Source organism: Conexibacter sp. JCM 18997, from assembly GCF_055391915.1.
On sequence record NZ_AP043885.1, the window covers coordinates 2,922,140 to 2,946,565 of the forward strand.

27 protein-coding genes are annotated in these 24,426 nt (G+C 71.3%); 10 read left to right on the forward strand and 17 right to left on the reverse strand.

Features of this window, described 5'->3' with window-relative positions; genetic code table 11:
• Positions 1–265 precede the first annotated feature (265 nt).
• From ACZ5UI_RS14890 to ACZ5UI_RS14900, 3 genes are read right to left on the reverse strand one after another with little or no spacing between them, the layout of a single operon-like run.
• The gene (locus tag ACZ5UI_RS14890) at positions 266–973 is read right to left on the reverse strand and encodes a MerR family transcriptional regulator (protein ID WP_464188136.1); all 708 of its coding nucleotides are present in this window, start codon (positions 971–973) and stop codon (positions 266–268) included.
• Positions 970–2,199, reverse strand: a complete 1,230-nt coding sequence (locus ACZ5UI_RS14895) for a CaiB/BaiF CoA transferase family protein (protein WP_464188138.1) — start codon at positions 2,197–2,199, stop codon at positions 970–972. The genes ACZ5UI_RS14890 and ACZ5UI_RS14895 overlap by 4 nt, the downstream gene beginning before the upstream one ends.
• On the reverse strand, positions 2,199–3,071 hold the full coding sequence (locus ACZ5UI_RS14900; protein WP_464188140.1) for a beta-keto acid cleavage family enzyme: 873 nt from the start codon (positions 3,069–3,071) through the stop codon (positions 2,199–2,201). Before ACZ5UI_RS14900 ends, ACZ5UI_RS14895 begins: the two co-directional genes overlap by 1 nt.
• A gap of 284 nt (positions 3,072–3,355) precedes the next feature.
• On the opposite strand from ACZ5UI_RS14900, the gene ACZ5UI_RS14905 reads away from it, so the two are divergent.
• Positions 3,356–3,532 carry a hypothetical protein gene (locus tag ACZ5UI_RS14905; RefSeq protein ID WP_464188142.1) on the forward strand — a complete coding sequence of 59 codons (177 nt, stop codon included), beginning with the start codon at positions 3,356–3,358 and terminating at the stop codon, positions 3,530–3,532.
• 7 nt (positions 3,533–3,539) lie between these two features.
• Here the strand turns inward: ACZ5UI_RS14905 and ACZ5UI_RS14910 are convergent, their stop codons facing one another.
• Genes ACZ5UI_RS14910 through ACZ5UI_RS14935 form a run of 6 tightly spaced genes read right to left on the reverse strand, consistent with a single transcriptional unit; the run spans position 3,540 to position 7,862 of the window.
• A complete protein-coding gene (locus ACZ5UI_RS14910; RefSeq protein ID WP_464188144.1) occupies positions 3,540–3,941 on the reverse strand; it encodes a DUF1801 domain-containing protein in 402 nt (133 codons plus the stop codon).
• Positions 3,941–4,534 carry a DUF4337 family protein gene (locus ACZ5UI_RS14915; RefSeq protein ID WP_464188146.1) on the reverse strand — a complete coding sequence of 198 codons (594 nt, stop codon included), beginning with the start codon at positions 4,532–4,534 and terminating at the stop codon, positions 3,941–3,943. Before ACZ5UI_RS14915 ends, ACZ5UI_RS14910 begins: the two co-directional genes overlap by 1 nt.
• 33 nt (positions 4,535–4,567) lie before the next feature.
• Positions 4,568–5,155 (reverse strand): DUF4337 family protein, encoded by a 588-nt coding sequence (locus ACZ5UI_RS14920; RefSeq protein ID WP_464188148.1) that lies wholly within the window; start codon positions 5,153–5,155, stop codon positions 4,568–4,570.
• Positions 5,156–5,182: 27 nt separating this feature from the next.
• Positions 5,183–6,739, reverse strand: a complete 1,557-nt coding sequence (locus tag ACZ5UI_RS14925) for an acyl-CoA carboxylase subunit beta (RefSeq protein ID WP_464188150.1) — start codon at positions 6,737–6,739, stop codon at positions 5,183–5,185.
• Entirely contained in the window at positions 6,736–7,125 is a 390-nt protein-coding gene (locus ACZ5UI_RS14930; protein WP_464188152.1) for a hypothetical protein, read from the reverse strand. Before ACZ5UI_RS14930 ends, ACZ5UI_RS14925 begins: the two co-directional genes overlap by 4 nt.
• Positions 7,110–7,862: an enoyl-CoA hydratase/isomerase family protein gene (locus tag ACZ5UI_RS14935; protein ID WP_464188154.1), complete on the reverse strand. Its 753-nt coding sequence runs from the start codon at positions 7,860–7,862 to the stop codon at positions 7,110–7,112. Before ACZ5UI_RS14935 ends, ACZ5UI_RS14930 begins: the two co-directional genes overlap by 16 nt.
• 98 nt (positions 7,863–7,960) lie before the next feature.
• Here ACZ5UI_RS14935 and ACZ5UI_RS14940 point away from each other — a divergent pair, with 98 nt between their 5' ends.
• Positions 7,961–9,148 (forward strand): acyl-CoA dehydrogenase family protein, encoded by a 1,188-nt coding sequence (locus tag ACZ5UI_RS14940; RefSeq protein ID WP_464188156.1) that lies wholly within the window; start codon positions 7,961–7,963, stop codon positions 9,146–9,148.
• On the opposite strand, the gene ACZ5UI_RS14945 is transcribed toward ACZ5UI_RS14940, so the two are convergent.
• The 3 genes from ACZ5UI_RS14945 to ACZ5UI_RS14955 are packed head-to-tail and all read right to left on the reverse strand — an operon-like array spanning position 9,149 to position 12,506.
• Complete coding sequence (locus ACZ5UI_RS14945) at positions 9,149–11,251, reverse strand: DUF1963 domain-containing protein (RefSeq protein WP_464188159.1); 2,103 nt, start codon at positions 11,249–11,251, stop codon at positions 9,149–9,151.
• An 11-nt stretch (positions 11,252–11,262) separates the two neighbouring features.
• The gene (locus tag ACZ5UI_RS14950; RefSeq protein ID WP_464188161.1) at positions 11,263–11,988 is read right to left on the reverse strand and encodes a metallophosphoesterase; all 726 of its coding nucleotides are present in this window, start codon (positions 11,986–11,988) and stop codon (positions 11,263–11,265) included.
• Positions 11,988–12,506, reverse strand: coding sequence for a PaaI family thioesterase (locus ACZ5UI_RS14955; protein ID WP_464188163.1), 519 nt, complete (start codon positions 12,504–12,506; stop codon positions 11,988–11,990). Before ACZ5UI_RS14955 ends, ACZ5UI_RS14950 begins: the two co-directional genes overlap by 1 nt.
• A 38-nt stretch (positions 12,507–12,544) precedes the next feature.
• Between ACZ5UI_RS14955 and ACZ5UI_RS14960 the strand changes: the two genes are divergently transcribed.
• The 3 genes from ACZ5UI_RS14960 to ACZ5UI_RS14970 all read left to right on the forward strand — a co-directional run bounded on the left by ACZ5UI_RS14960 (position 12,545) and on the right by ACZ5UI_RS14970 (position 16,239).
• Positions 12,545–12,976 carry a hypothetical protein gene (locus ACZ5UI_RS14960; protein WP_464188165.1) on the forward strand — a complete coding sequence of 144 codons (432 nt, stop codon included), beginning with the start codon at positions 12,545–12,547 and terminating at the stop codon, positions 12,974–12,976.
• 67 nt (positions 12,977–13,043) lie between these two features.
• Entirely contained in the window at positions 13,044–14,183 is a 1,140-nt protein-coding gene (locus ACZ5UI_RS14965) for an acyl-CoA dehydrogenase family protein (protein WP_464188167.1), read from the forward strand.
• A 16-nt stretch (positions 14,184–14,199) separates the two neighbouring features.
• Positions 14,200–16,239 carry a hypothetical protein gene (locus tag ACZ5UI_RS14970; protein WP_464188169.1) on the forward strand — a complete coding sequence of 680 codons (2,040 nt, stop codon included), beginning with the start codon at positions 14,200–14,202 and terminating at the stop codon, positions 16,237–16,239.
• Here the strand turns inward: ACZ5UI_RS14970 and ACZ5UI_RS14975 are convergent.
• Entirely contained in the window at positions 16,226–16,834 is a 609-nt protein-coding gene (locus ACZ5UI_RS14975) for a TetR/AcrR family transcriptional regulator (protein WP_464188172.1), read from the reverse strand. The genes ACZ5UI_RS14970 and ACZ5UI_RS14975 overlap by 14 nt on opposite strands.
• A gap of 118 nt (positions 16,835–16,952) precedes the next feature.
• Between ACZ5UI_RS14975 and ACZ5UI_RS14980 the strand changes: the two genes are divergently transcribed.
• A complete protein-coding gene (locus ACZ5UI_RS14980) occupies positions 16,953–17,780 on the forward strand; it encodes an SDR family NAD(P)-dependent oxidoreductase (RefSeq protein ID WP_464188174.1) in 828 nt (275 codons plus the stop codon).
• 1 nt (position 17,781) lies between these two features.
• Here the strand turns inward: ACZ5UI_RS14980 and ACZ5UI_RS14985 are convergent, their stop codons facing one another.
• The gene (locus ACZ5UI_RS14985; RefSeq protein WP_464188176.1) at positions 17,782–18,294 is read right to left on the reverse strand and encodes a hypothetical protein; all 513 of its coding nucleotides are present in this window, start codon (positions 18,292–18,294) and stop codon (positions 17,782–17,784) included.
• A 26-nt stretch (positions 18,295–18,320) separates the two neighbouring features.
• Here ACZ5UI_RS14985 and ACZ5UI_RS14990 point away from each other — a divergent pair, with 26 nt between their 5' ends.
• A complete protein-coding gene (locus ACZ5UI_RS14990) occupies positions 18,321–19,229 on the forward strand; it encodes an N-acyl homoserine lactonase family protein (RefSeq protein WP_464188178.1) in 909 nt (302 codons plus the stop codon).
• Here ACZ5UI_RS14990 and ACZ5UI_RS14995 read toward each other — a convergent pair.
• The 3 genes from ACZ5UI_RS14995 to ACZ5UI_RS15005 form a co-directional block, all read right to left on the reverse strand.
• Complete coding sequence (locus ACZ5UI_RS14995; protein ID WP_464188180.1) at positions 19,226–20,026, reverse strand: lysophospholipid acyltransferase family protein; 801 nt, start codon at positions 20,024–20,026, stop codon at positions 19,226–19,228. The two genes, ACZ5UI_RS14990 and ACZ5UI_RS14995, sit on opposite strands and share 4 nt — an antisense overlap.
• Before the next feature lie 35 nt (positions 20,027–20,061).
• A complete protein-coding gene (glpK, locus tag ACZ5UI_RS15000) occupies positions 20,062–21,519 on the reverse strand; it encodes a glycerol kinase GlpK (RefSeq protein ID WP_464188182.1) in 1,458 nt (485 codons plus the stop codon).
• 315 nt (positions 21,520–21,834) lie between these two features.
• Positions 21,835–22,521 (reverse strand): glycosyltransferase family 2 protein, encoded by a 687-nt coding sequence (locus ACZ5UI_RS15005; RefSeq protein WP_464188184.1) that lies wholly within the window; start codon positions 22,519–22,521, stop codon positions 21,835–21,837.
• 53 nt (positions 22,522–22,574) lie between these two features.
• Here ACZ5UI_RS15005 and ACZ5UI_RS15010 point away from each other — a divergent pair, with 53 nt between their 5' ends.
• The 3 genes from ACZ5UI_RS15010 to ACZ5UI_RS15020 all read left to right on the forward strand — a co-directional run bounded on the left by ACZ5UI_RS15010 (position 22,575) and on the right by ACZ5UI_RS15020 (position 24,421).
• Entirely contained in the window at positions 22,575–22,787 is a 213-nt protein-coding gene (locus ACZ5UI_RS15010) for a biotin/lipoyl-binding carrier protein (RefSeq protein WP_464188186.1), read from the forward strand.
• A 9-nt stretch (positions 22,788–22,796) separates the two neighbouring features.
• On the forward strand, positions 22,797–23,579 hold the full coding sequence (locus tag ACZ5UI_RS15015; RefSeq protein ID WP_464188188.1) for an enoyl-CoA hydratase/isomerase family protein: 783 nt from the start codon (positions 22,797–22,799) through the stop codon (positions 23,577–23,579).
• A 71-nt stretch (positions 23,580–23,650) separates the two neighbouring features.
• Positions 23,651–24,421 carry a hypothetical protein gene (locus ACZ5UI_RS15020; protein WP_464188190.1) on the forward strand — a complete coding sequence of 257 codons (771 nt, stop codon included), beginning with the start codon at positions 23,651–23,653 and terminating at the stop codon, positions 24,419–24,421.
• Positions 24,422–24,426: the final 5 nt, after the last annotated feature.

Genomic DNA, 24,426 nt, shown 5'->3' on the forward strand with positions numbered 1-24,426 from the left:
CTGGCGAAGGACGCGCGGGTCGCCTGGATCGCGGCGCGGCAGCACGGTGTGATCCGTTACGCCCAGCTCCTCGATGCCGGTGTCTCTCCAGACGGCGTGAAGCACCGGGTAGCTGCGGGGTGGCTGCACCGCAACGTCGGACGCCTGCACCCGGGAGACACGATGCGCGTCGACGGCATCCGCGTCACAAAGATCGCCCACACGATCCTCGACCTCGCCGAAGTCCTCACCCTCGAACAGCTCATCGAGGTGATCGACAACGCGACTAGCGTGACGTCCGCGCCCGGTGCAGCGCGACGAGCAGCAGCTTGGAGTGCATCGCGCCGATCAGCTCGCGCAGCGGCTCGGCGCCCGAGGCGATGATCTCGGCGGCGCGGTCGGGCTCGACCTCGCCGGCCAGGCGCTCCAGCAGCGTGCGGATCTCCTCTTCGACCAGCGGCTCGAGCGCCTCCTTGTAGCGCAGGGTGTCGTAGACGGTGAAGCCCAGCGCCTCGTCGTAGCCGCCGGCCCGGAAGCGGGAGATCGCCTCGATGATCGCCACGTCGTCGGCGTCGTAGCCGCGGGGCGTGGGCGTGAGCACGCCGATCTCGGCCAGGCGGTCCAGGACGGGATCGGGCACGTCGTAGCGCGTGCTCGCCTCGGCCCGCGTCACGCGATCGGTCTCCTGGGCGGTGATCGCGCGCTCCAGGATGCGGTCCTCGAGCTCGATCAGCGCGGCGACCCGGTCTGGGTCGTCGGACATCACCTGCGCGATCACCTTCAGCGGCATGAACCGCTCCTCCTGCAGTCGCTTGATCAGCCGGATGCGCTCGACGTAGATCGGCGGGTACCAGGCCATGTTGCGCGACGTGCGCACGACCTCGTCGCCGCTGCCCAGCAGGCCCTCGCGCAGGTAGTGCTTGATCGTGCCCGCGCTGACGCCCGACTGGTCGGCCAACTCGCTCATCTTCAGCAGGCCGTCCGCCGTGCTCATGCCCGGAAGGACCCCTGCGATTGCTGGGCCGGACCGGCCACCGCGCCCGCTTGGAGCAGCGCGGCGATCTCGTCCTCGCCGAAGCCGGACTCGGCCAGCAGCGCGGCGGTGTGCTCGCCCAGCCCGGGGCCGGGCAGGCGGTGCGGGTCGCCCGGCGTGCGCGACAGCTTGATCGGCACGCCCAGCGCGCGGACCGGCTCGGTGGCGCCCGGCTGGTCCAGCTCGACGACCATCTCCCGCGCGGCGACCAGCTCGGAGTCGAGCACCTCGTCGAGCTCGAGCACGGGCTCCAGGCAGCAGTCGTGCTCGGAGGCGAACGCCTGCCAGTCGTCACGCGTGCGCGCGGCGAAGATCGCCTCGACCTCGCGGTGGGCCTCGGTCCCCGGCGGGTCGAACTGGCGCTCGATCAGGTCCTCGCGGTCGACGCCGCGACACCACGCCTGCCAGAACTTCGGCTCCAGCGCACCGAGCGTGACCCAGCCGTCTGAGGCCGCGTACGGGCGGTAGCAGACCAGGTTCCCGGCCAGCTCCAGCGCCCCGCGTTGCGGGGCCCCGTCGCCGGCGAACACCCGCGCGGCCAGCATCGTCATCCACGAAAGCGCCCCGTCGGTCATCGACACATCGACGAGCTGACCCTCACCCGAGCGGTCGCGCTCGCGCAGGGCGGCGAGGATCGCGAAGGCCGCCATCTGCGCGCCGCCGCCGATGTCGGCGATCTGGCCCGCGGCCTGCACCGGCGGGCCGTCCTTCTCCCCCGTCAGGCCGAGCACACCGGCCAGGCCGAGGTAGTTCATGTCGTGCCCGGAGCGGTCGCGGTAGGGCCCGTCCTGGCCGTAGCCGCTGATCGCGCAGTAGACGATGCCCGGGTTCTCGGCCTTGAGCGCTTCGTACCCGACGCCGAGGCGGTCGAGCACGCCGGGCCGGAACGACTCCAGCACCACGTCCGCGTCGCGGGCCAGGCGCAGCAGCACGTCGCGCCCGCCCTCGGTCTTGAGGTCGATGCGGATCGAGCGCTTGTTGCGGTTCAGCGCCAGGAAGAACGCGCCGGCGGCGGAGCTCTCCACGCCGGCGAAGTTCGGCGGCGCCCAGCGGGCGTAGTCGCCCATGCCGGTGTCCTCGACCTTGACCACGTCGGCGCCGAAGTCGGCCAGCAGCAGCGAGCAGAACGGCCCCGGCAGCAGGCGCGACAGGTCCAGGACCCGGATGCCCTCCAGTGGCAGGCCCATCAGGCGACGGCCCGGGCCGGGATGCCGAGCAGCGCCCGCGCCTCCGCGAACGTCGCGGGCCGGCGACCGACGTCCTCGGTCATCTGGCGCGCCTTGGCGATCAGGTCGCCGTTGGACCGGGCCATGTCGCCGTTGGGCAGGTAGAAGTTGTCCTCCAGGCCGACGCGGATCGACCCGCCCAGCGTGAGCGCGGCGGCCACGAGCATCCACTGCTTGCGCGAGATCCCGATGACGCCCCAGTGCGAGCCCTCGGGCACGTTGTCGGCCATCGCGGCCAGGTTGCGCGCGGTCGGCGGGACGCCGCCGACGATCCCCATGACCGCGCTGACGTGCAGCGACGGCTGGAGCACGCCCATGTCGACCAGCGGCGCCAGCGACCCGACGTGGCCGAGGTCGAAGCACTCGTGCTCGGGCTTGATCCCCGCCTCGTTCATCGCGCCCAGCAGCTCGATGATCTCCTCGAACGGGTTGGTGAAGACCGTCGAGAAGACGAAGTCCTTGCGCCGCGACGAGTACTTGGCGTAGTTCATCGAGCCCATGTTCAGGGCGGCCACCTCGGGACGCAGCTCGCGCAGGTAGGCGATGCGCTGGTCCAGCGGCACGCCGATCGCGCCGGTCGAGTAGTTGATGATCGCCTCGGGCGTCTCGGCCCGGATCGCCTCGGTGATCGCGCGGAAGTCCTCCACGTCGTAGCTGGGCGAGCCGTCGGGCTTGCGCGCGTGGATGTGGATCATCACGCCGCCCTCGTCGACGATCCGCCGGGCCTCCGCCGCGTAGTCCGCGGGCGTGTAGGGGATCGCCGGGCACTGATCGCGGTTGGCGATCACGCCGGAGATGGAACAGGTGATGATGACCGGGTCGTCGAGGCTCACAAGCCAACTGCCTCCGTTGGGAGTGGGAAGTCCTACTACCCACTTTCGCGGACGCGAGCCGATGGGTCAAGGAGGCCGAGGTCGCGTCGCCCGCGGCGCGATGTGGCCCGAGCGACAGATGTCCTGCATGAGACAGCGACCGGCCGGGTACCCACGATCCGAGCGGTGCGAGACCTTCGGGGAACGCGTCGCCCAGCAGCGCCAGATGGAACGGCTTGGTGAATCCGCAGCGGTTGCGCGGGCTTGGCCCTCTGGCAGGACAGCAGAGACCATGGAGGACCCGCATGACCGATAGCAGCAGCCCCGCCCCACAGGACCCGGCGTCACCCCTCGTCGACCGCGTCCGCCTCGAGATGGCTCGTCGTCGCGCGCTGGCCGAGGCGCTGCGCCCGACCAAGCGGCGCCCGCAGACGCCGCCCGGCGCCCCGCGCGCGAAGCTGCCCAAGCGCCGCTCGAACTAGCCGGACGCTACGGAGCCCAGCCCGGCAGCTGGGACGCGTCCCGCACCCAGCCGGCGAACAGCGCGTCGTCGATCGCTTCGTCCTCGTGGATGTCGAAGTAGCGCGTGCCCTCGATCTTGGAGCTCCCCGGCGGCATGGGCTCCAGCGACGTGCCGCGGAAGAACGCGACGCGGACGTACTTCGTGAAGCAGTGGAAGTTGAGGAACCAGCCCTCGCCGCCCGCGCCGTAGAACGGCGAGTTCCAGCGGACGGCCTTCTCCACCTCGGGCAGCGTCCGCACGATGAGCTCGTCCAGGTGGCGCCCCACGTCCTGCTTCCAGCCGGGCATCGCCGCGATGTAGGCCTGCACGGGGCCGTCGCCGTCACCCTTGGGGATCTGCGGGTTGCCGCCCGCGAGCAGGGGCGACATCAGGCCATCAGTCCGGCGGCCAGGACGCCGACCGAGGCCACGCCGGCCAGCACCGCGCCCTGTAACAGCCAGCGCCGCCGGGCGATGATCGATATCGACGCGATCACGATCGCGATCTGCAGACCGGCGGTCGAGTACTCGTAGAGCTTGTGCTTCTGCTCGGCGTCGTCGCGCGAGGCCTCGTACGCGTGGGCCTTGGCGGCGAGCTTCTCGTCGATCGGCCCGTAGTGGTTGACGATCTGCTCCTCGATCTCGGCGGCCCGCTCCGCCGCCGCCTGCTCCTGCGTGTTGCCGACCCCGATCACCCGCAGCAGCTGCGCGTCATGCTCGGCGAAGGTCGTCTTGACCTCGTTGGCGTGCAGCGCCGCGTTGGTGTCGGCCGCCTTCGTCTCGCCCGTGATGACCTTCGTCATCGCCTTGGTGGCCAGCAACGTGGCGATGGCCAGGAAGGCCGCCAGGACCGCCACCGTGATCGCGGCGTTGCGGACCAGGTGGGACGTCGAGGCGTCGTCGAAGTCACCGTGGCCGCCGCTGCCCCCAGCGTGCTGTGCGTGCTCGAAGTGCTCGAGCGCCTCTTTTGCTTTCGCCTCCATGCGGAGCGGGCAGCCTAGCCAGATCGCCGGCTGCTAGGCCAGGAATCCGGCAGCGAGCACGCCGATGGCCACGACCCCGAGGGCCGCGCCACCGCGCAGCAACGCCACGCTGCGGGCGATGATCGAGATCGACGCGAGCACGATCGCGATCTGGATGCCCACCGAGGCGAACTCGAACAGGTGGTGGCGCTCCTCCGCGTGGTCGCGCTCGTGCTCCTCGAAGGCGATCTCGTGCGTGAGCTCCTCGTCGATCGGCCCGTAGTGCTCGACCAGTCGCTCCTCGAGCAGGGCCGCGTGCTTGGTCGCGGCCTTCTCCTCGCTGTCGTCGGCCACCGCGCGCAGAACCGTCGCGTCGTTCTCGGCCATCGTCGTCTTGATCGAGTTGGCCTCGAGCTTGGCGCTGGCGTCCGCCGCCTTCGTCTCGCCCGTGATGACCTCCTTCATGGCCGTCTCGCCCATGAAGGTGGCGATGGCCAGGAAGGCGGCGAAGATCGCGACGACGATCGCCGCGTTGCGCATCAGGTGCAGCGTCGGTCCGTCCCCGTCCCCGTCGCCGTTGTGCTCGGCGTGACGGTGCGCGCCCTCGAAGCGCTCAATCGACTCTCGTGCTTTGGCGTCCATGCGAAGCGGCAGTCAACCAGATTCCGGTCAGACCGGTACGACGCCGTTGCGTTTCCACGGGCGCTGCACGCGCTTGCGCTCGGCCATCTCCAGCGCGCGGATGATCGTCGGACGCGTCTCCCGCGGGTCGATCACGTCGTCGATCATCGCGTTCTTGGCCGGGATGTAGACGTCGATGATCTTGCGGTAGTTCTCGATCAGCTGCTGCTTCATCGCCGCGGGATCGTCGGCCGCCTCGACCTGCTTGCGGAAGACGATCTCGACCGCGCCCTCCGCGCCCATCACGCTGATCTCGGCGCTGGGCCAGGCGACGATCAGGTCGGGCTCGTACGCGCGCCCGTTCATCACGTAGTAGCCGGCGCCGTAGGCCTTGCGCAGCACGACGGTGATCTTCGGCACGGTCGCGTTGGCCACCGCGTAGAGCATCTTCGCGCCGTGGCGGATGATCCCGCCCGCCTCGACCTTCGTGCCGACCATGAAGCCCGGCACGTCCATCAGGAAGATCAGCGGGATGCCGTAGGCGTTGCACAGGTTGACGAAGCGCGCGGCCTTGTCGGCCGAGTCGTTGTCGAGGATGCCGCCCAGCTGCTTGGGCTGGTTGGCCACGATCCCCACCGGCCGCCCGCCCATACGCGCGAAGCAGGTGATGATCGTCTTGCCCCACGCGCCCTTCATGTCCAGCCACTCGCCGTCGTCGACGATGCGCGAGATGACCTCGTACATGTCGTAGGGCTTGCGGTTGGACTCGGGCAGGACGTCGAGCAGCGCCTCCTCCATCCGGTCGATCGGGTCCGTGACCGCGGCGATCGGCGGCGGCTCCTCGTTGTGGGAGGGCATGAACGACAGGTACTGCTTGATGACCGCGATGCACTCCTGGTCGTCGGCCACCTCGATGTCGCCGACGCCCGACTTGCGCGTGTGGACGCGCGAGCCGCCCAGCTCCTCCTGGGTGACGTCCTCGCCGATCGCGGCACGCACCAGGTGTGGGCCGGCCAGCGCCATCGAGCCGCGCCCCTTGACCATCGGGACGAAGTCGGCCAGGCCGGGGATGTAGGCGGTGCCGGCGGCGCACGGCCCCAGCAGCGCGGCGACCTGCGGGATCACGCCCGAGGCCACGACCTCCTCGCGGAACAGGTGCCCGGAGCCGGCGAACAGCGAGCCGACCGCCTCCTGGATGCGCGCGCCCGCGCTGTCCAGCAGCCAGACGAGCGGCATGCGCTTGCTCAGCGCCAGCTCGCGCAGGCGGGTGACCTTCAGCTCGCCGGTCATGCCCATCGAGCCCGCCATCACCGTGAAGTCGTAGGCGGCGACGGCGACCATCCGCCCGTCGACCTTGCCGTAGCCGGTGACGACGCCGTCGGCCGGCGCCTCCTTGTCCTCCAGGCCGCGCACGCTGTAGTGGATGCCGGCGTGGAGGCCGAGCTCGACGAACGTGCCGTCATCCATCAGCAGGTCGACGCGCTCGCGCGCGGTCAGAGCGCCCTTGTCGTGCTGGCGGGCGACGCGCTCCTCGCCGCCGCCGGCGCGGGCGGCGGCGCGGCGCTCGGCCAGCTCTTCGACGAGCGGGCGCAGCAGGGACGTCAAGGCAGGACCTCCAGGATCGATGCGGGCACGTGTGGGTCCCCGGTGACAGCGGTGACGGTGATGGCGATGACGCGCCGGCCGTCCACCACGGAGGCCAGCAGCGCGCGGACCTGCTCGGCGCTCGGTCCGCCCGGGACGGGGAACGCCGCCGGGTAGCCCTCGATCACGTCGCAGTCGAGATGGATGTGCACGGGCGCGTCGCCCAGCGCGGCGGGGACGTCGGCGACGGGGCTCGCGCCGGCGTCCCACTGCCCGGCCCGGACCGCCGCCACGTCGGCGTCGACGATCGCCGGCTCGCCGAGCAGGCGTGCGAGCGCCTCGGTGCCCGGCCCGACGTCGGTCCGCCCGGTGAACGACCCGGGCACCGCGATCAGCGGCCCTTCCACACCGGATCCCGTTTCTCGAAGAACGCCGTCACGCCTTCGACGATGTCCTCGGTCGACTGGGCGATGGTCAGCTGGCTGCGCAGGAAGTCCAGCGCCTGCACGAAGTCCATGTCCATCTGGCGGTACATCGCGTCCTTGCCCAGGCGCATGATCAGCGGCGACTTGGCGGCCAGCTTGGCCGCCCACTCGGCCACCGCGCCGTCGAGCTCCTCGTCGGGCACCACGCGGTTGACGATCCCGATCCGCTCCGCCTCGCGGGCGCTGATGCGCTCGCCCAGCAGCAGCAGCTCGCTGGTCTTCTTGCGCCCGACGTTGCGGTAGATGATCGCCATGATCATGAACGGGAAGGCCCCGACGTTGATCTCGGGCGTCCCGAAGCTGGCGCTCTCGGAGGCGACGATCAGGTCGCAGGCCAGCGCGATGCCCAGCGCTCCGGCGAGCACGTGCCCGCCGGCCTTGACCACCGTCGGCTTGCCCAGCTCGCCGATCATCTGGAACAGGTCCACGAAGCGCTTGGACGCCTCGTGCTTGGCCGTCAGCGGCGCGTCGACCCCGAACCCGCCGAGGTTCGCCCCGCTGGAGAACGTGCGCTCGTGCGACGACTCGAGCACCACGCAGCGGACACCGGGGTCGTCGCGGGCCAGCTCGAAGGCCTCGATCAACTCGTCCAGCAGCTCCGTCGACAGCGCGTTGCGCGTGTCGGGGTCATCCAGCGTGATCGTGGCGACGGATGACAACCCACCCGTCCCCGCTGCGTAGCGAACCTTCAACCCGCACTCCTAGGAAGTAGGACGTTCCACTTCCCACTTTACGCGAATCGCGGTACCGTCCGCGAATGGCCGCCACCGACACCGTCCAAAAGCCCGACTTCGGCGCCAAGCGCCGCCACTTCATCTTCAACGACGAGCACGAGCAGCTGCGCGAGTCGATCCGCAACTACGCCATCAAGGAGCTCGCGCCGCACGCGGACGAGTGGGAGGAGACGACCTTCCCCGACTCGGTCTTCCACCGGATGGGCGAGCTCGGCTTCCTCGGGCTCGACAAGCCGGAGCAGTACGGCGGGCAGGGCGGCGACTACTACACGTCGCTGGTGCTGGCCGAGGAGATCGTGCACGCGCGCTCCGGCGGCCTGGCCATGGGCATCGCGGTCCACACCGACATGGCGATGCCCCCGATCCTCGCCTTCGGCACCGAGGAGCAGAAGCAGGAGTGGGTCACCCCCGCGATCGCCGGACAGAAGATCCTCAGCCTGGGGATCACCGAGCCCGACGCCGGCTCCGACGTCTCGGGCATCAAGACGCGCGCGGTGCGCGACGGCGATGAGTACGTCATCAACGGGTCCAAGACGTACATCACCAACGGCCACCGCGCCGACGTGATCGTCCTCGTGACCAAGACCGATCCCGACGCGGGCTACGACGGCTTCACGCTGTTCCTCGTGCCGATGGACGCGCCCGGCGTGATCCGCGAGAAGAAGCTCGAGAAGCTGGGCATGCACGCCTCCGACACCGCGCTGCTGGCCTTCCAGGACGTGCGCGTGCCCGAGTCGGCGGTCCTCGGCCAGGTCGGCAAGGGCTTCTACCACATCATGTGGGAGCTCCAGGGCGAGCGTCTGATCGGCGCCGCGGGCTGCGTCGCCGGTGCCCAGCACTGCTTCGACATGACGCTGAAGTACGCCACCGAGCGCAAGGCCTTCGGCCGCGAGATCGGCAAGTTCCAGGTCATCCGCCACAAGTTCGCCGAGATGGCCACGAAGATCGAGACCGCCCGCCAGCTCACCTACACGACCGCCTGGCGCTTCCAGAACGGCGAGTACCCCGTCCGCGAGATCTCGATGGCCAAGCTCCACGCGGCCCGCATCGCCGTCGAGGTGGCCGACGAGTGCATCCAGATCCACGGCGGCGCGGGCTACATGCGCGAGTACGGCGTCGAGCGCGTCTGGCGCGACATGCGCCTGAACCGCATCGGTGCCGGCACCGACGAGATCATGCTTGACGTGATCGGGCGGTCGTACGGGCTGTAGTCAGCACGAATCGGGTTCGGCCGTCGCCTGAGACCAATCGGCGGCGGCCAGCGCGGCGTCAGGGATGCGGAACTGGATCACGCCGCCATCCTCGAATGCGAAGTCCAGTGCGTCGTCGCCCTCGAGGTGGAGCAGAAGGGTCGTCCCCGCGTCCGGCGTCTCACCCTGGGCGCCGGTCGCATGACCTCCGATCCAATGGTGGGGCTGCCGCAGGTCAGCGAGGCGGGCCGCAGACAGCGCGCCGATCGCGGCCCGGTAGCCGACTGCGTCGGCGGCGGGCAGACCGAGCTCCTGCGCCGCCCCGAACCCGTCGGGAAGCGTGAGCTGCGCGCGAACGCCGACGCGGCGTTCGCGCAGCACCAGCATGCGCTCGACCAGGAACGCGGGCGGCGCGGCAGCGGCTGGGGCGTCCCCCGGTGCGACCACGAGCACCCGCGCCGGCGCGCCCTCGTCCGCGGCAGAGGTTGGCTCGATCAGCCCCAACGCCTCCTCGTTGTCGAGGTCCGCATAGAAGAGCAACCAGCCGTCACGCGGCCACTGAGCGCGAAGCACCCCAGCCGGCAACTCCCCGAGGTCGATGCCGCCGAGAAAGCTCAGCGGCCGCTCGCCGGCCGCGTGGGGCCAATCGGCGCCGGGCGGAAGGAGGCCGGGGCCGCCCAGCCGACTGCGCGCACCGGCGTCCTCCACGAGCAGCAGGCCGAGCTCCGCGACATCGTTGGCCAGCCGCGATGCCGTGACGGCATCGATGCCGTGCACGCTCAGGAGCTCCGCCAGCCCATCGCGATCAGCCGTCGCCCGCAGCGCCAACATCGGGTCGGGATCCCGCACGCGACTGCGGCTGCGCACGGACTCCAAGAACCGGTCGACGCGCTCGTCGCCCAGAAGTCGCCGTGTGCGGTCGCGATCGCGGTGCTCCGCCAAACACACGCTGGCAGAGAGGTTCACGTCGGCCAGGAACTCGGGCACCGCGCCAGGGAAGACGCCCGGCGCGTTCAGCCGCCGGGTCAGCTCCTCGCCGAGCGCTTCGACCACCGCGCCGGCGCGCGCGGCCTCGGCGCGCCTCGCGTCGAAGCGCAGTGCGCCGTTGAGCTCGCGGCAGAGGCGCATCGTCTCGTCGTCACAGCGCGGCGCCAGCTCGAGCCAGACCACCTGCCCCGACTCACGTCCCGCCCATAGCGTCGCGACCGCTTCCCCATCGACCGGAGAGCGAGCACGCACGGCGTTCCGCCATGACACATCGCCCACCCCAACTCCCGGTGGCAGCGCGCCGGCATCGAGTGCGTTCAGTCGGACCGTCGCCGTGAACGGATGCGGCGGGCCGGTCTCGCGCTGCGCCGCACGGATCGCGGCATCGAAGGCGTCCGCCAACCGCGGCACGTAGTCGAGAATGTCCTGACGCAGCCGCTCGGGTCGCTGTGCGCGCGCCGTCCAAATGACTTCGTCGCAGAGCAGGTCTTGCGCCTCGTTCAGGCCCCGCTCGATCGCCGGGACCACCGCATCGGCAGCGAGGCGGTTGTCCTCTCGAGCCGGATGCGCGCCGCGCGCTCGTCGGATGCACAGCACCTGGCCGTCGCCGTCGTACTCAGCCGTCGCGGCGGACACGTCCAGCCATCGGTTCTCGCCCGCCTCGGCCCGTTCCACGCGCCCGATCCGCCCCTCGGCATCGCTCACCCACTGCTCGACCCAGCGCTCGGCGCGCACGACACCGACCGCGCCTGCTTCGACGAGCCAGGTGACATGCGGCTCATCGCCGTGAAAGGACGTCTCCTCGAGGTGATCGTCCCAGTAGCGCCAGGTGTGATGGACGAACACGAACTCACTGTCGTCGTCCTCATGGATGAGCGGTCGATCCTCGCGGTCGAAACCAACGCGGACGCGACTATGGACCTCCTCCTCCTCACCGGGATCGAGCCACCGTCCCGGCCGGCCCTGACCCGCCCGAGCGACGAGCGGCACCGCACTCACGATGTCGCCGGCCGACGAGCTGGCTAGACGCCAGCGCACGACGGCGGCGCGCCGGTCATCCGCCTCCGCCGCCCAGGCGCCCCGCACCCGCAGTTCGGCAGCGCGAGCGACAACACGGTCGAGCAGGTCGCGCGTCATCTGATCCATGGCTAGACCGGCTGGAGGTGCGTGACCAGCTCGCCGTCGACCATCCGGTGGACGGCGAGCAGCGGCGGCTCGGAGCGCATGTCGAACTCGGTCGCCGTGAAGTCCAGATGCAGCGCGACCTGGGTCGAGCCGAGCAGCAGGACCGGGCAGCCGGCCAGCGTCGCGAACGCGGTGCGGTGCACGTGGCCGGCCACGACGCGGCGGACCTGGGGCGAGCGGCCGAGCAGGTCCGACAGCGCGTCGCGCTCCTCGGCCGGCGCCAGGCTGGCGTCGATGGCCGGGATGCCGATCGGGATGGGCGCATGGTGCAGCGCGACGATCGTCGGCGTCTCGGTGTCGGCATCGAGGGTCTCGGCCAGCCAGGCGACGTCGATCGTCCCGTCGTCGGAGCCCGGAATCGACGTGTCGCAGGCGACCAGGCGCAGGTCGCCGCACGTGACGGCGTAGCGGATCGGCTCGGCCCCGGTGCCGGGCAGGCCGAAGGTCTCGCGCACCAGCGCGCGGTCGTCGTGGTTGCCGGTCAGCACGTGGACGGGCATCGTCAGCGGCGACAGGCCCTCGCGCACCCAGTCGTACTCCTCGGCCGCCGCGTGGTCGGCGAGGTCGCCGGTCACCAGCACCGCGTCGGGCGCCTGGGGCAACGCGAGGATGCGTCCGACCGCGTCGCCCAGCTGCTCCCCGGCGATCGGCTCGCGACCGAGGTGCGGGTCGGAGATCTGGACGAGCACTAGGCCGACGGACCGGGACGCATGGTGGTGGCGCGGGAGACGTCGAGCACCCCGTGCGTCGTCTCGCCGGTGGCCAGCAGGCGACCGTCGGCGTCGTGGACCTCGGCCCGTGCGTGCGAGACGGTCCGTCCGCGGCGCTGCACGTTCGCCTCGCAGCGCAGCTCGACGCCGGCCTTCCCCGCGCGCAGGAACTGGTAGTTGGCCGACACGTGCGGCGCGGTGTACATGGGCGGCAGCGTCGAGTGGACGGAGAAGCCGGTGGCGCAGTCCATCAGCGTCGACAGGACGCCGCCGTGGACGATGCCGCCGAGGTTGATGTGCGGGCCGGCGGGCACGCAGGTCATCACGACGCGACCCGTCCCGACCTCGACCGTGCGGATGCCCATCGCCTCCATCAGCGGATCGGGCGGGATCAGCCCGTCGCGCACCGCCTCGACGTAGCCGAGCCCGTCGAGGTCGCCGATCTGCGCCAGGACCTCGTGTGGATCGTGCCAGGTGACCGTCGTGCTGCGAGGCATGTGGCAATGGTGACAGGCGCCAGCGCTAGGTTGCCGCCATGTTCCGCCCTCTCCCCGCCCTCGTCGCCGCGGCGACCATCGCCGCCGTGGCGATTCCGGCGACCGCCGCTTCCGCACAGAACGACAACCTGCGCGTGTACGTCTCCAACTGCGAGACGCAGGTCTACAAGCCGAAGATGATCACGCTGACCTGTGCCGACGCCGGCATCGTCGTCAAGTCGATCAAGTACTCCAGCTACGGCGCGAAGACCGCGGCCGCCACCGGTACGGCCTACGTCAACCTGTGCGAGCCCAACTGCGCCGCCGGCAAGACGAAGAAGTTCCCGGTCAAGCTCGCGTTCTCGAAGGTCACGCAGTGCGGTGACTCCTTCCAGTTCCGCAAGGTCCAGATGACCTACACCGGCGCCAAGCCCAAGGGCCCGAAGGTCATCAACCAGCCGTTCCAGTGCGCAAACGCGCCGACCAGCTGATCCCAGGCTCCTCTCAGGGCGCGCTCGCCGCGCCCTGAGAGATCTGGACGTCGCGTAGTCTCGCGGCGTGCCCTCCCCGTTCACCGCCGAGCACGACGACCTGCGCGCCTCGATCCGCCGCTTCGTGGCCGCCGAGCTGCGACCACACGCGATGGCCTGGGAGGACGCCTGCTGGTTCCCCGACGAGATCTTCGTGCGCGCCGGCGAGCTCGGCTTCCTCGGTCTGAAGTACCCCGAGGCGCTGGGCGGCCAGGGCGGCGACTACCTGCACGACGCGGTGTGGGCCGAGGAGCTCGCGCGCTGCGGCTCGGGCGGCGTCGCCGCGGGCCTGGGCGCGCACACCGGGATCGCCACGCCGCCGATCTGGAAGTTCGGCACGCCCGACCAGCACGAGCGCTACCTGGCGCCGGCGATCCGCGGCGAGACGATCACCGCGCTGGGCATCACCGAGCCCGACGCCGGATCGGACGTCGCCGCGCTGCGCACGCGGGCGACGCGCGTCGACGGCGGCTGGGCGGTCGACGGGGCCAAGACGTTCATCACCAACGGCGTGCGCGCCGGGGTGATCGTCACCGCCGTGCGGACGAGCGGGACGACCGGCCACGCCGGCATCTCGTTCCTGCTGGTCGACACCGACCAGCCGGGCGTGCGGTCCAGCAAGCTGCGCAAGCTCGGCTGGCACGCCAGCGACACCGCCGAGATCGCCTTCGACGGCGCCTTCGTGCCCGAGGAGAACCTGCTCGGGCCGCTGGACGAGGGCTTCAAGCTGATCATGGCCAACTTCCAGTGGGAGCGGCTGCTGATGGCGCTCGGTGCCGTCGCCGCGATGGAGGTGGCCTACGAGAAGACCGTCGCGTTCGCGCGCGACCGCCAGGCCTTCGGGCGTCCGCTGACCGGCTTCCAGGCCCTGCGCCACCGGCTCGCCGACATCTACACGACGATCCACACCGGCCGCTGCGTGACCTACGACGCCCTGGCCCGCTTCCTCGACGGCGAGAACGCCGTGCAGGAGGTGACGATGGCCAAGCTCATCACCCAGCGGGCCTCGTTCGACGTGATGGACGCCTGCCTGCAGATCCACGGCGGCGCCGGCTACATGCGCGAATACGAGATCGAGCGCATGGCCCGCGACGCCCGCCTCGGCCCGATCGGCGGCGGCACCGACGAGATCATGCGGGAGATCTTGAGCAAGACCCTCGGTCTCTGACAGGATCCGCCGCCTCATGCGGCGGATCATCGGCGCGCTCGCGCCCTGCATCAGCGTGCTCGTCCTGGCCGCTTCGGCCCAGGCGTGGGTGCCGGTCGCGACCTACGACGTCCCCGACGACGGCGTGGCGACCTGCTTGCGTGACGCGGGTGCGGGGCGATTCGGCCTCCTCGGCAGGCTTGGCCGCACGACCACAGCGATGGACGTGCTCCAACTCGGGTCGGACGGGCTCGCACCGACCAGCGCGACGTCGCTCGGTTGGTTGGTCGACTGCCCGGCGGTCAGCGGCGCAGCCGGCGGCGGGGTCTCCCTGGCCGGTGTGGCGCTCACGTCCCATGCCGACGACGTCCCGTGGTCACAGCAGATGCGCGCCGCGACCGCCGGTACGACGCCACAATCCATCGGCCGCCCCGCGACCGCCGGATTCGTCGATCAGTCGCTGGCGGTCAACGCGTCCGGAGCCGCCGTCGTCGCCTGGGTCGAGACGAACATGGACCTGGGTGGCCCGGGACGTCCGTATGCGCGACTGCTCGCGGCGATGCGGCCGGCGGGCGGCGCCACCTTCGGCCAGGCGACCGTCGTCGACAAAGACCTGGACCGATACACCGGCGTGGATGTCGTGACCGGCATCGACGGCGCCGGTCGGGCAACGCTGGCCTGGACCAGCGGCGAGGGCCGGCAGTTCGAACCGTCGCTGTCCGTGGCGAGCGCCGATGCGCACGGTGTGTTCGCGGTCGATCAGCGCTTCGACGCCGGCGTGATCGACGACCTGGCACTGGTGGTCAACCCCGACGGTCGCGCGCTGCTCGCCTCGCTCAGCGGGCTTCCGCTCCTCTACGAGCGCCAGCCCGGCGCGGCACGCTTCACGTCGCTGCCGCAGCCGCATGGCGACCCGACGGTGAGCGCGGCGACCGTTGCGCTCGCGCTGGGACCGAAGGGCGAGGCGGTCGTGGCCACCAGCGGCGACGAGGGCCGCGTCTTCTACGCGACGCGCCCCGCGGAGCGGGGTTTCGGCGACCTGATCGACCTCACACATCGGCCGCCTCCCGCGGGCGGCTTCATCGGCGGGGGCTTTTCGCTCTTGAGCGCTGGCGACCGCCCTGGCGTCCCCTACGACGGCGATTCGTCGCGAGTGTTGTCGGCGGCGGTGCACGGTGACCAGGCGGTGGTTGCCTGGATCGACAAGCCGGACGACGGCTCTGCGGCGACGCCCAACGCCGCCTTCGGCACGATCTCCGGCGGCCTCGGACGCCCTGAGCGACTCGGCAGCCCATGTCGCGCCGCCGATGCCATCGCTGCTGTGGTCCTGGACGACGCCACGGTCGCCGTTGCCTGGGCTGACAACGCGCGGGCCGCCCAGGACTTCGGACTGGCGTTCCCGGAGGGCGACGGGCGCCTCTCGATCGTCCGCACCGGTTCCACGCCACCGCCCGCGGCTGCCCCGCGTGTGACGGCGACGTTCGTCTCGTCGTCGACCGTGCACGCCGGTGAGCCGCTGAAGCTGAAGGTGCGCTGCCCGTCGGGACCGTGCGAGGTCTACACGCGCTCAAAGACCCGCTTGCTTGACGACAGACGCCAGTCCGATGGGCGTCCTGTTGCGATCTCGCGCCCGGTCGACGCGCAGGGTGCCACGCTCCGGTTGCCGGCGACCGGCCCATCGACGTTCGTCGCACCCGGAACCGTCGCGAGAGTTCCGGTCATCGTGACCGCCTGCACGCCTGACGGCTCAGGGGCGACCACCCGCACCCTGCGCCCACGGCTGCGCGGTGCGCCGCTCCGCCCGATGCCGCACATCGTTGGGGTGAGGGCCACCCGACGCGGACTGTCTGTGCGCGTTGTGGTGCGCCTTGACCGCCCGCTCCGCGGCGTGCTCTACGCCTATGGCCGACCAGCCGCATTGAGCCAGAATTCCAGCGATTACGTCCGAGGCCGCGGGCGGCAGCGGTTCGTCCTGAGCGTGTCGGGCACCACAGCGGCGCCGCTTCGACGCATCCAGTTGGCGATCGTGAACCAGGACCATCGGTTTGGGCGACCGCGGGCCGTCAGGGTGCGTTGAGGATCGTCAACCAGCCGAGCGCGAGCGTGTCGATGGCCAGCTCGATGTCGCCGCCGCCCTGGCCGAACGTGGCGACCAGGTAGCGCTGGTTCATCGCCTCCAGCAGTTGCGCGACCTCCGGGAGGTTCGCGGTCTGGAGCACGCCGGTCTCGCGACGGCGCTCGAGTGCCTGGAGGACGAGGGCGCGGTAGTTGGCCTGGGTGGTGGCGATCAGCTCGTCGATCGCCTCGTCGTAGACGGCGGCGTCGCGCATCGAGCGCATGAGCGTCCCGTGGGCGGCCCAGTGCTCGACGATCGGGCGCAGGATCGTGCGGGCGTCGTCCATGTCCAGCGGGTCGCCGGCCACGGCCAGGAACGCCTGGGTGCCCTGCGTGAACTCGGGCAGGACGCGCGACAGGACGGCGAGCACGAGGTCCGGCAGGCCGGCGAAGTGGCGGTAGAAGACGGTGCGCCCGTAGCCGGTCGGGCGCATGACCTCGTCGACGGACAGCTCACGGAAGGGGCGGGTGCGCAGCAGCTCCTCGGCCGTGTCGAGGATCAACGTCCGGGTCTCGTCGGGCTGCTGGCGGGGCCGGGCGCGGGTCGGCGTGCTCATCGAGCGACCCAGCCTACCGCCACCCATCGATCGATGACGAAGCGTCATCTGATCGGCACATCGCCGCTCGCCGTATCCTCCGGCGCCTTCAGCTGAACCAATTGGAGGGAGCGAGAAAATGGGTGTCCTCGACGACAAGGTGGCGATCGTCACCGGATCCGCGCGCGGGATCGGCCGCGCGACCGCCGAGCTGCTGGTCGAGCACGGCGCCAAGGTCGTCATCAACGACCTCGACGGCGACGTGGCCCAGCAGGCCGCCTCGGAGATCCAGGGCGAGACGGTCGTCTACTCCGGCGACCTGACCAAGGGCGACGCGCCCGACCAGCTCGTCCAGACCGCGATCGACGCCTGGGGCAAGCTCGACATCGTCGTCAACAACGCCGGCTACACCCTCGACGGACCCGTGCACAAGCTGAGCGACGACTGGTGGGAGAAGATGCTCGACATCCACCTGACCGTCCCGTTCAAGGTCATCCGGGCCGCCGCGCCGCACCTGCGCGAGCCGGCCAAGAAGGAGCGCGAGGAGGGCACCGAGGTCTTCCGCAAGATCGTCAACGTCTCCTCCACGTCCGGCACGTTCGGCAACGCCGGCCAGGCCAACTACTCGGCCGGCAAGGCGGGCGTCGTCGGCCTGACCAAGACCGTGGCCAAGGAGTGGGGCCAGTTCAAGGTCAACGTCAACGCGGTCGCCTTCGGGTTCATCGACACGCGCCTGACCCAGGCCAAGGTCGACGACAACCAGATGGAGATCGACGGCGAGAAGGTCCAGCTGGGCATCCCCGAGCAGATGCGCGGGATGGCCTCGATGATGATCCCGCTCGGGCGTCCCGCCTCCCCGGCCGAGGCCGCCGGCGGCGTCTTCTTCCTGTGCTCACCGTGGAGCAACTACGTGCACGGGCAGGTGCTGAACATCACCGGTGGGATGTTCGGCGGGATGACCACCTGACTCAGGTCAGCGTCAGCGCACAGCCGCTGTAGTAGGCGCCCGCGGGCGACGCCAGGAAGGCCACCAGCTCGGCCACCTCGGCGTCGCTCGTGCGGCGTCCCGGCAGGATCGTCACGATCCGCCACCCGTAGCGCGACCACTCGATCGAGAGCGTCCGCGCGAGGTTCTCCAGGCCGGTCCGCAGCGCCTCGGCGAACGGGCCGGCGCCCGGACGCGGACCGACGATCAGCACCTGACCGGCGCGCTCGGCGGCGAAGCCGGCGTGGATGGCCGACCAGGTGCCGTCCAGGCCGACGCGCAGCGCGGCCTCTCCCCCGGCGCCGAACAGCGGCCCCGCGTCGACGACGATCACGTCGGGCGTCAGTCCCTCCGCGGCGGCCAGCGTCGCGGCCTCGTCGAGCAGGTCGGTCTCCAGCGCGTCCACGCGCGCGCCCAGCGCCAGGCAGGCGTCGGTCATCGCCGTGCGCGGCGCGGCCAGCACGGTCAGATCGGTCAGCAGGCCCTCGCGAAGCACGCGCGGCACGGTAGCGTCCCGCGACCATGCCCGTCGCCGCCGAGCCCAAGCCGTTCATCCACGCGCTGCCCGGCGGACAGGAAGGCGCGACCGTCCGCGTGCGCCCGCTGCTCAGCGCCGAGATCCTCTGCCCCGAGCCCGGCTTCTACGACCGCCCGTCGGGCCCGCTCCCGCTGGCCATGGCCCGGGTGATGGCCACCCGCCGCTCGACCTGGCGCCCCACGCCGATCCCCGCCTTCCTGATCGACCATCCGACCGCCGGGCCGGTGCTCGTCGACACCGGGCTGCACGCCTCGGTGGCCACCGACCCGCGCGACAACCTCGGCGCGCTGGGCGCCCGGATGTACGCCATCCGCATGCGCCCCGAGCAGGCGATCCCGGCGCAGCTGGAGGCGCTCGGCGTCGACCCGTACGCGGTCAAGACCGTCGTCATGACCCACCTGCACTACGACCACGCCAGCGGGGTCGCGCAGTTCCCGCAGGCCACGTTCGTGGTCAGCCGGGCCGAGTGGGAGGCGGCGTCCCGGGGCGGCACGTTCCAGGGCTACCGCACCCGCCAGTTCGACCACGCCTTCGACTGGCGCACGATCGACTACGAGGGCACCGACCACGTCAGCTCGTTCGCCGCGTTCGGCCGCTCCGTCGACCTGTTCGGCGACGGGTCGATCCGGCTCGTCTCCACCCCGGGTCACACGCTCGGTCACCAGTCGGTGATCGTCCGCCTGCACGACCGCGAGCTGCTGCTGACCGGCGACGCGGCCTACCGGCGCCGCACGATCGACCCCGGCGAGCAGCCGCTGCTGATCGCCGACGAGCATCGCTTCGACCGCTCGCTCGGCGAGATCCGTCAGTACCTCGAGCTGACCCCGACCGCCGAGGTGATCTGCGGGCACGACCCGGAGAACTGGCCCAAGCTCTCGGAGGTCTACTCCTAGGACGCGGGCGCGGCCGGGCGGCGCTTGGCCCGGCGCAGCGCGCGCTGCTGCTCGCGCACTCGCTGAGCGATGCCCTTGCGGCCGTGCTGCTCCAGCCCGGCGTGCAGCTCACGGATGTGGGCGAAGACCTCGTCGGCCACCTCCTGCATGCGCTCGCGCGACGGGTTGGCCTCCCGTGGGTAGGTGAGCGGCTCGCCGTACTGCACCGTGACCTTCGGGAACTGGAGCTTCTTCCAGTTGCGCACCTTGTGCGAGCCGAAGATCGCCACCGGGACCACCGGCGAGCCCGTCTCCAGCGCCAAGCGCCCGATGCCCGGCTTGGCCGAGTCGGCCAGCTTGCCCGTGCGCGAGCGTCCGGCCTCCGGGTACATCGTGATGCAGCCGTCGGCCTCGAGGATGCCGGTGGCGGTGGCGAACGCCTCCTCGTCGCGGTGGCCGCGGCGCACCGGGAAGACGCCGCCGTGCATGTAGATCCATTGCATCGGCCCGTGGAACAGCTGCGACTTCGCCATGAACCGCACGCGCCGGCGGATGAACATGCCGGTGAAGAAGTGGTCCATGAACGAGAAGTGGTTGGGCGCGACGATCACGCGCCCGTCGACGGGCACGTTGTCGGCGCCGATGCCACGGGCGCGGAAGAACACGTAGCCGTAGATCGTCGTGACGACGCGCACGACCTCGTAGACCCAGTCGGGCTGGCGCGACCGGGCGCGTTCGTGGAAACGGGTGAAGTAGGAGGCAGGCCGCGGGTCCTTGTAGACCTGCGCCTTCATCTCCGAGAGGTTCTCGTCAGCCATCTGGTGAGAAGTTCTACCCGACGGTGCGCGCGCGGTTACCGCGCCCAGTCACCGGCCCGCTCCAACGCCCGATGCCACCCGTGCAACAGCTCCTCTCGCTGCGCGGCGTCCATGCGTGGTTCATAGCGCTCGCGCTCGCGCCAGTTGCGCCCGACGGCGTCGATTGTCCACATCCCGACACCGACGCCCGCCAGGTAGGCGGCGCCCAGCGCCGTCGTCTCGGCGATCTCCGGCACGACGACCGGCACGCCGAGGACGTCGGCCTGGAACTGCATCAGCCAGCGGTTGACCGTCGCGCCGCCGTCGGCCTTCAGCTCGGTCAGCCGCGGCGCGCCGACGCGCTCCATCGCGCTGACCGCGTCGACGGCCTGGTAGGCGATCGCCTCGAGCGTCGCGCGAGCCAGGTGCGCGCGTCCGGTGCCGCGCGTCAGCCCGACGATCGTGCCGCGCGCGTAGGGATCCCAGTAGGGCGAGCCCAGCCCGGTCAGCGCCGGGACGAAGTACACGCCGTCGTTGCCGTCCAGCGAGGCGGCCAGCGGCTCGGTGTCGGACGCCTGCTGGATGATCCCCAGGCCGTCGCGCAGCCACTGCACGCCCGCGCCGGTGACGAAGATCGCCGCCTCCAGCGCGTACGTGGTGCTGTGGCCGATCCGCCAGGCGACCGTGGTCAGCAGGCCCTCGGGCGCGGGCGGCGTGCGGGTGCCCGCGTTGAGCAGGACGAACGAGCCGGTGCCGTAGGTGTTCTTGCCCAGGCCGGGCTCCAGGCAGGCCTGACCGAACAGCGCGGCCTGCTGGTCGCCGGCGATCCCGGCCACCGGCACGCCGGACGCCGTGCGCCCCACCTCGCCGGAGCTGGGCACCACGCGCGGCAGCGCCCGGCGCGGGACGCCGAACAGGTCCAGCAGCTCGTCGTCCCAGTCGCCGGCCCGGATGTCGAACAGCAGCGTGCGCGACGCGTTGGAGGCGTCGGTGACCAGCTCGCCGGTGAGCTGGAAGACGACCCACGCGTCCATCGTGCCGAACACCGCCCGCCCCTCGCGGGCCCGCTGGGCCAGCCCGTCGACGTTGCGCAGCAGCCACTCGATCTTCGTGCCGCTGAAGTACGGATCGAGCACCAGCCCGGTGCGCTCGCGGATCAGCGGCTCGTAGCCGGCCTGGCGCAGCTCGTCGCAGCGGGCGGCGGTGCGCCGGTCCTGCCAGACGAGCGCGCGGGTCAGCGGCTCGCCGGTGTCCGGATCCCAGGCGCACACCGTCTCGCGCTGGTTGGTGATGCCGATCGCAGCGAGCTCGTCCTCGTCGGCGCCGGCGTCCTCCAGGGCCGCGTCGGCGACCGCGCGCGTGACCGCCCAGATCTCGGCGGCGTCGTGCTCGACCCAGCCGGGCTGGGGGAAGTGCTGCTCGAACTCGCGGTAGGCCCGGCCGATCAGCTCGCCGGTCTCGTCGAAGACCAGGCAGGTCGTGCCCGTCGTGCCCTGGTCGATGGCGAGGAGCATCGCCGCATCGTGTCATGCGGCCTGCGGGTCAGGAGGTGAGGTGATCCCGGCCGGGGCCACCCGGTTGCTGGCTGTCCCGTCCAGCAACCGGGCGAAAACGCCCCGGCCGGTCCCTCACCGTGGTCGACGGCAGTGGGTCAGGCCACCGTCGCGCCATTCGCACCCGGAGCCCCGGCCGGAGGAGGAGAGACCGCCGGACGTCCGTTGTGGGCTGTCGAGTGCATGGGTGGAAAGGTACGCCCGCCCCGACCCCCCTCCCATCGACCGGCGGTCGGAACTTCGATCGACCGGCGGTACCAACCCGCCGGGCCGCGTTCAGCGCCGGCGCGCGGCGGCGATCAGGAGGTCCCGGAGCTGGCGCCCGCGGTGGGCGAACCCGCGCAGCGAGCGGCCGGTCGCGCGGTGCTCCAGCTCGAGCTCGACCTCGCCCACCGCGAAGCCCGCGCGGTGCGCGTCGATCGTCATGCCCACCTCCATGCCGAAGCCCTCGGCGAACGGCACGACGCAGGCCAGGACCTCGCCCCGCAGCGCGCGCTGGCCCGACAGCGGCGCCTGCAGCTGCAGCCCGGTGGCCCGGGCGATCACGTGGCGGGCCGCGCCCACGGCCAGGCCGAAGCCGCCGCCCACCCGTCGGGCGAACACGGCCACCGCCAGATCGACGTCGCCCACCTCCAGCGCGTCGACCAGCGCGCTCAGGCGCGTGGCGCTGTCGCCCAGGTCGGCGTCGCAGAGCAGCACGATCGGCGGGTCGGTGGCCGTCGTGGCGTCGAGCACGGCGCGCGCGGCGAGGGTCGCGGCGCCGCCCTTGCCCAGCGCGCGCGGCGCGCGCACCACCTCGGCGCCGGCGGCCCGGGCCAGCGCGGACGTCGCATCGGTCGAGCCGTCGTCGGCCACGACGACGCGGGCGCCGGGGAAGGCGCGCTCCAGCGCGGCCAAGGTGGCGGGCAGGCGCGCGGCCTCGTCACGGGCGGCGATCAGGACGACGGGCGGTCGTGCGGGCATGGCGGCGGGTATCGTCCCACCGACCGCAGTCCCCGACCTTTCTGGAGCTCCTGTTGCCCGACGTCGAAGCCCACATCACCGGCACGGTTTGGAAGATCGAGGTCGCGGTCGGTGACGAGGTCTCCGAGGGCGACACGGTGGTGATCCTCGAGTCGATGAAGATGGAGATGCCCGTCGAGACCGAGGACGAGGGCGTGGTCAAGGAGATCCGCTGCGAAGAGGGCCAGGCGGTCAGCGAAGGCGACACGCTCGTCGTCCTGGAGTAGGCCGGCCCCATGCCCGGCGAGGTCCTCCTCGACGAGCCCGCCGAGGGCGTCGTCCGTCTGACCATCTCCCATCCCGAGAAGCGCAACGCGCTCGACCACGCGATCCTCGACCAGCTCGCCTCGCTGCTCGGCGGGCTGGACGCGCGCTGCGTGATCCTGACCGGGACCCAGGGGATGTTCTCCTCGGGCTACGACATCGGCGACATCCCCGAAGACGTCTTCTCCGTCGAGGCCGAGAAGCTCGTCGCCCACCCGTTCACGGCGGCGATCCAGGCGCTGGAGAGCTACCCGTACGCCACCGTCGCGGCCATGTCCGGCCACACGATCGGCGGCGGACTGGAGCTGGCGCTGAGCTGCGACATGCGCGTGGCCCGCGACGGCATCCAGATCGGCATGCCGCCGGCCAAGCTGGGCCTCGTCTACTCCCACACCGGGCTGCGCAAGTTCCTGGACGCGATCGGCGAGCCGCGCACGCGTGAGCTGTTCCTGCTGGGCCGTAACATCGACGCCGCGACCGCGGCCGACTGGGGTCTGGTGCACCGCGTCGTGGGCGAGTCCGACCTGCAGGAGACCGCGCTGGAGCTGGCCGAGGAGCTGGCCGCCAACGCGCCGCTGTCGATCTCCGGCAACAAGCGCGTGCTGCGCGAGCTGCTCAGCGCGGCCGGCGAGCTGGACCCGGCGATCGAGGCCGAGCTGATCGCGCTGCGCAAGGCCTGCTTCGCCTCCGAGGACCTGCGCGAGGGCGTGCGCGCGTTCGGGCAGAAGCGCCAGGCCCGCTGGCAGGGTCGCTAGCGTCGCCGATTTGACACTCGCACCGTCGCGGGCCGACGGTGCTGGCGCGTCCGCCAGACGAGCATGGCGCCATGCTCGCCAAGAAGCTCATCGCCACGTTCGCCGTCGCCGCCGTCGCCGTCCTGGCCTGCGCGACGGTCGCCAGCGCCGACCAGACCCGCACCCGCTTCTACTCGATCGACGTGCAGGCCGAGTACCCCGGGCAGCTCAGCCTGTTCCTGACGGCCGAGCCCGACGGCTCGCTCGACCTGCAGCGCTACCGCTCCGGTGACCTCAGCCAGCAGTGGGTGCTGGCCCAGCCGATGTACCCCCACGTGCCCGACGTCACCGGCAGCGGCCCGCTCACCGACTTCCTCGACACGTTCTGGGACTGCGCCATCCACGTCGGTTGCCCGTTCTCCGGGCACGGGACCGACGGGAGCGCGTGGAAGGTGGTCAACCGGCTCACCGGCCAATGCATCACCTCGTCCTACGTGAATAACGCGATGCAGCGGGCGCGCATGGCCAACTGCGCGCCGTCAGGGCAGACGATGGTCGACCAGGTGTTCGGCACCGCGATCAACCCGGCCAGCTACACCACCGGCCTGCCCAGCACGTACTCGTTCCTCAACCAGGCCCACGGTGAGGACTACGACTGCCTGGGGATGGAGATCGCGCAGTACATCGCCGGCCAGCACGTCCGCTCGGGCCGGTGCGTCACCACGCGCGTGTGGCAGCGGCTGCGCTTCCTGCAGACCGATGACGTGACCTGCACGACCGGCCTGACCTTCTGCGGCGTGCCGATCCCGCCCGCCAGTCAGAAGCCGCGCGGGTCGTCGCCGCGTCACCCCAAGCGAGTTTGATAAGC

Bases quoted from the DNA above. Each gene is read 5' to 3' on its own strand.
- ACZ5UI_RS14890 (WP_464188136.1), bottom strand. From the start codon at position 973: ATGAGCACGGCGGACGGCCTGCTGAAGATGAGCGAGTTGGCCGACCAG.
- ACZ5UI_RS14895 (WP_464188138.1), bottom strand. From the start codon at position 2,199: ATGGGCCTGCCACTGGAGGGCATCCGGGTCCTGGACCTGTCGCGCCTG.
- ACZ5UI_RS14905 (WP_464188142.1), top strand. From the start codon at position 3,356: ATGACCGATAGCAGCAGCCCCGCCCCACAGGACCCGGCGTCACCCCTC.
- ACZ5UI_RS14910 (WP_464188144.1), bottom strand. From the start codon at position 3,941: ATGTCGCCCCTGCTCGCGGGCGGCAACCCGCAGATCCCCAAGGGTGAC.
- ACZ5UI_RS14915 (WP_464188146.1), bottom strand. From the start codon at position 4,534: ATGGAGGCGAAAGCAAAAGAGGCGCTCGAGCACTTCGAGCACGCACAG.
- ACZ5UI_RS14920 (WP_464188148.1), bottom strand. From the start codon at position 5,155: ATGGACGCCAAAGCACGAGAGTCGATTGAGCGCTTCGAGGGCGCGCAC.
- ACZ5UI_RS14940 (WP_464188156.1), top strand. From the start codon at position 7,961: ATGGCCGCCACCGACACCGTCCAAAAGCCCGACTTCGGCGCCAAGCGC.
- ACZ5UI_RS14945 (WP_464188159.1), bottom strand. From the start codon at position 11,251: ATGACGCGCGACCTGCTCGACCGTGTTGTCGCTCGCGCTGCCGAACTG.
- ACZ5UI_RS14955 (WP_464188163.1), bottom strand. From the start codon at position 12,506: ATGCCTCGCAGCACGACGGTCACCTGGCACGATCCACACGAGGTCCTG.
- ACZ5UI_RS14960 (WP_464188165.1), top strand. From the start codon at position 12,545: ATGTTCCGCCCTCTCCCCGCCCTCGTCGCCGCGGCGACCATCGCCGCC.
- ACZ5UI_RS14970 (WP_464188169.1), top strand. From the start codon at position 14,200: ATGCGGCGGATCATCGGCGCGCTCGCGCCCTGCATCAGCGTGCTCGTC.
- ACZ5UI_RS14975 (WP_464188172.1), bottom strand. From the start codon at position 16,834: ATGAGCACGCCGACCCGCGCCCGGCCCCGCCAGCAGCCCGACGAGACC.
- ACZ5UI_RS14980 (WP_464188174.1), top strand. From the start codon at position 16,953: ATGGGTGTCCTCGACGACAAGGTGGCGATCGTCACCGGATCCGCGCGC.
- ACZ5UI_RS14990 (WP_464188178.1), top strand. From the start codon at position 18,321: ATGCCCGTCGCCGCCGAGCCCAAGCCGTTCATCCACGCGCTGCCCGGC.
- ACZ5UI_RS14995 (WP_464188180.1), bottom strand. From the start codon at position 20,026: ATGGCTGACGAGAACCTCTCGGAGATGAAGGCGCAGGTCTACAAGGAC.
- glpK (WP_464188182.1), bottom strand. From the start codon at position 21,519: ATGCTCCTCGCCATCGACCAGGGCACGACGGGCACGACCTGCCTGGTC.
- ACZ5UI_RS15005 (WP_464188184.1), bottom strand. From the start codon at position 22,521: ATGCCCGCACGACCGCCCGTCGTCCTGATCGCCGCCCGTGACGAGGCC.
- ACZ5UI_RS15015 (WP_464188188.1), top strand. From the start codon at position 22,797: ATGCCCGGCGAGGTCCTCCTCGACGAGCCCGCCGAGGGCGTCGTCCGT.
- ACZ5UI_RS15020 (WP_464188190.1), top strand. From the start codon at position 23,651: ATGCTCGCCAAGAAGCTCATCGCCACGTTCGCCGTCGCCGCCGTCGCC.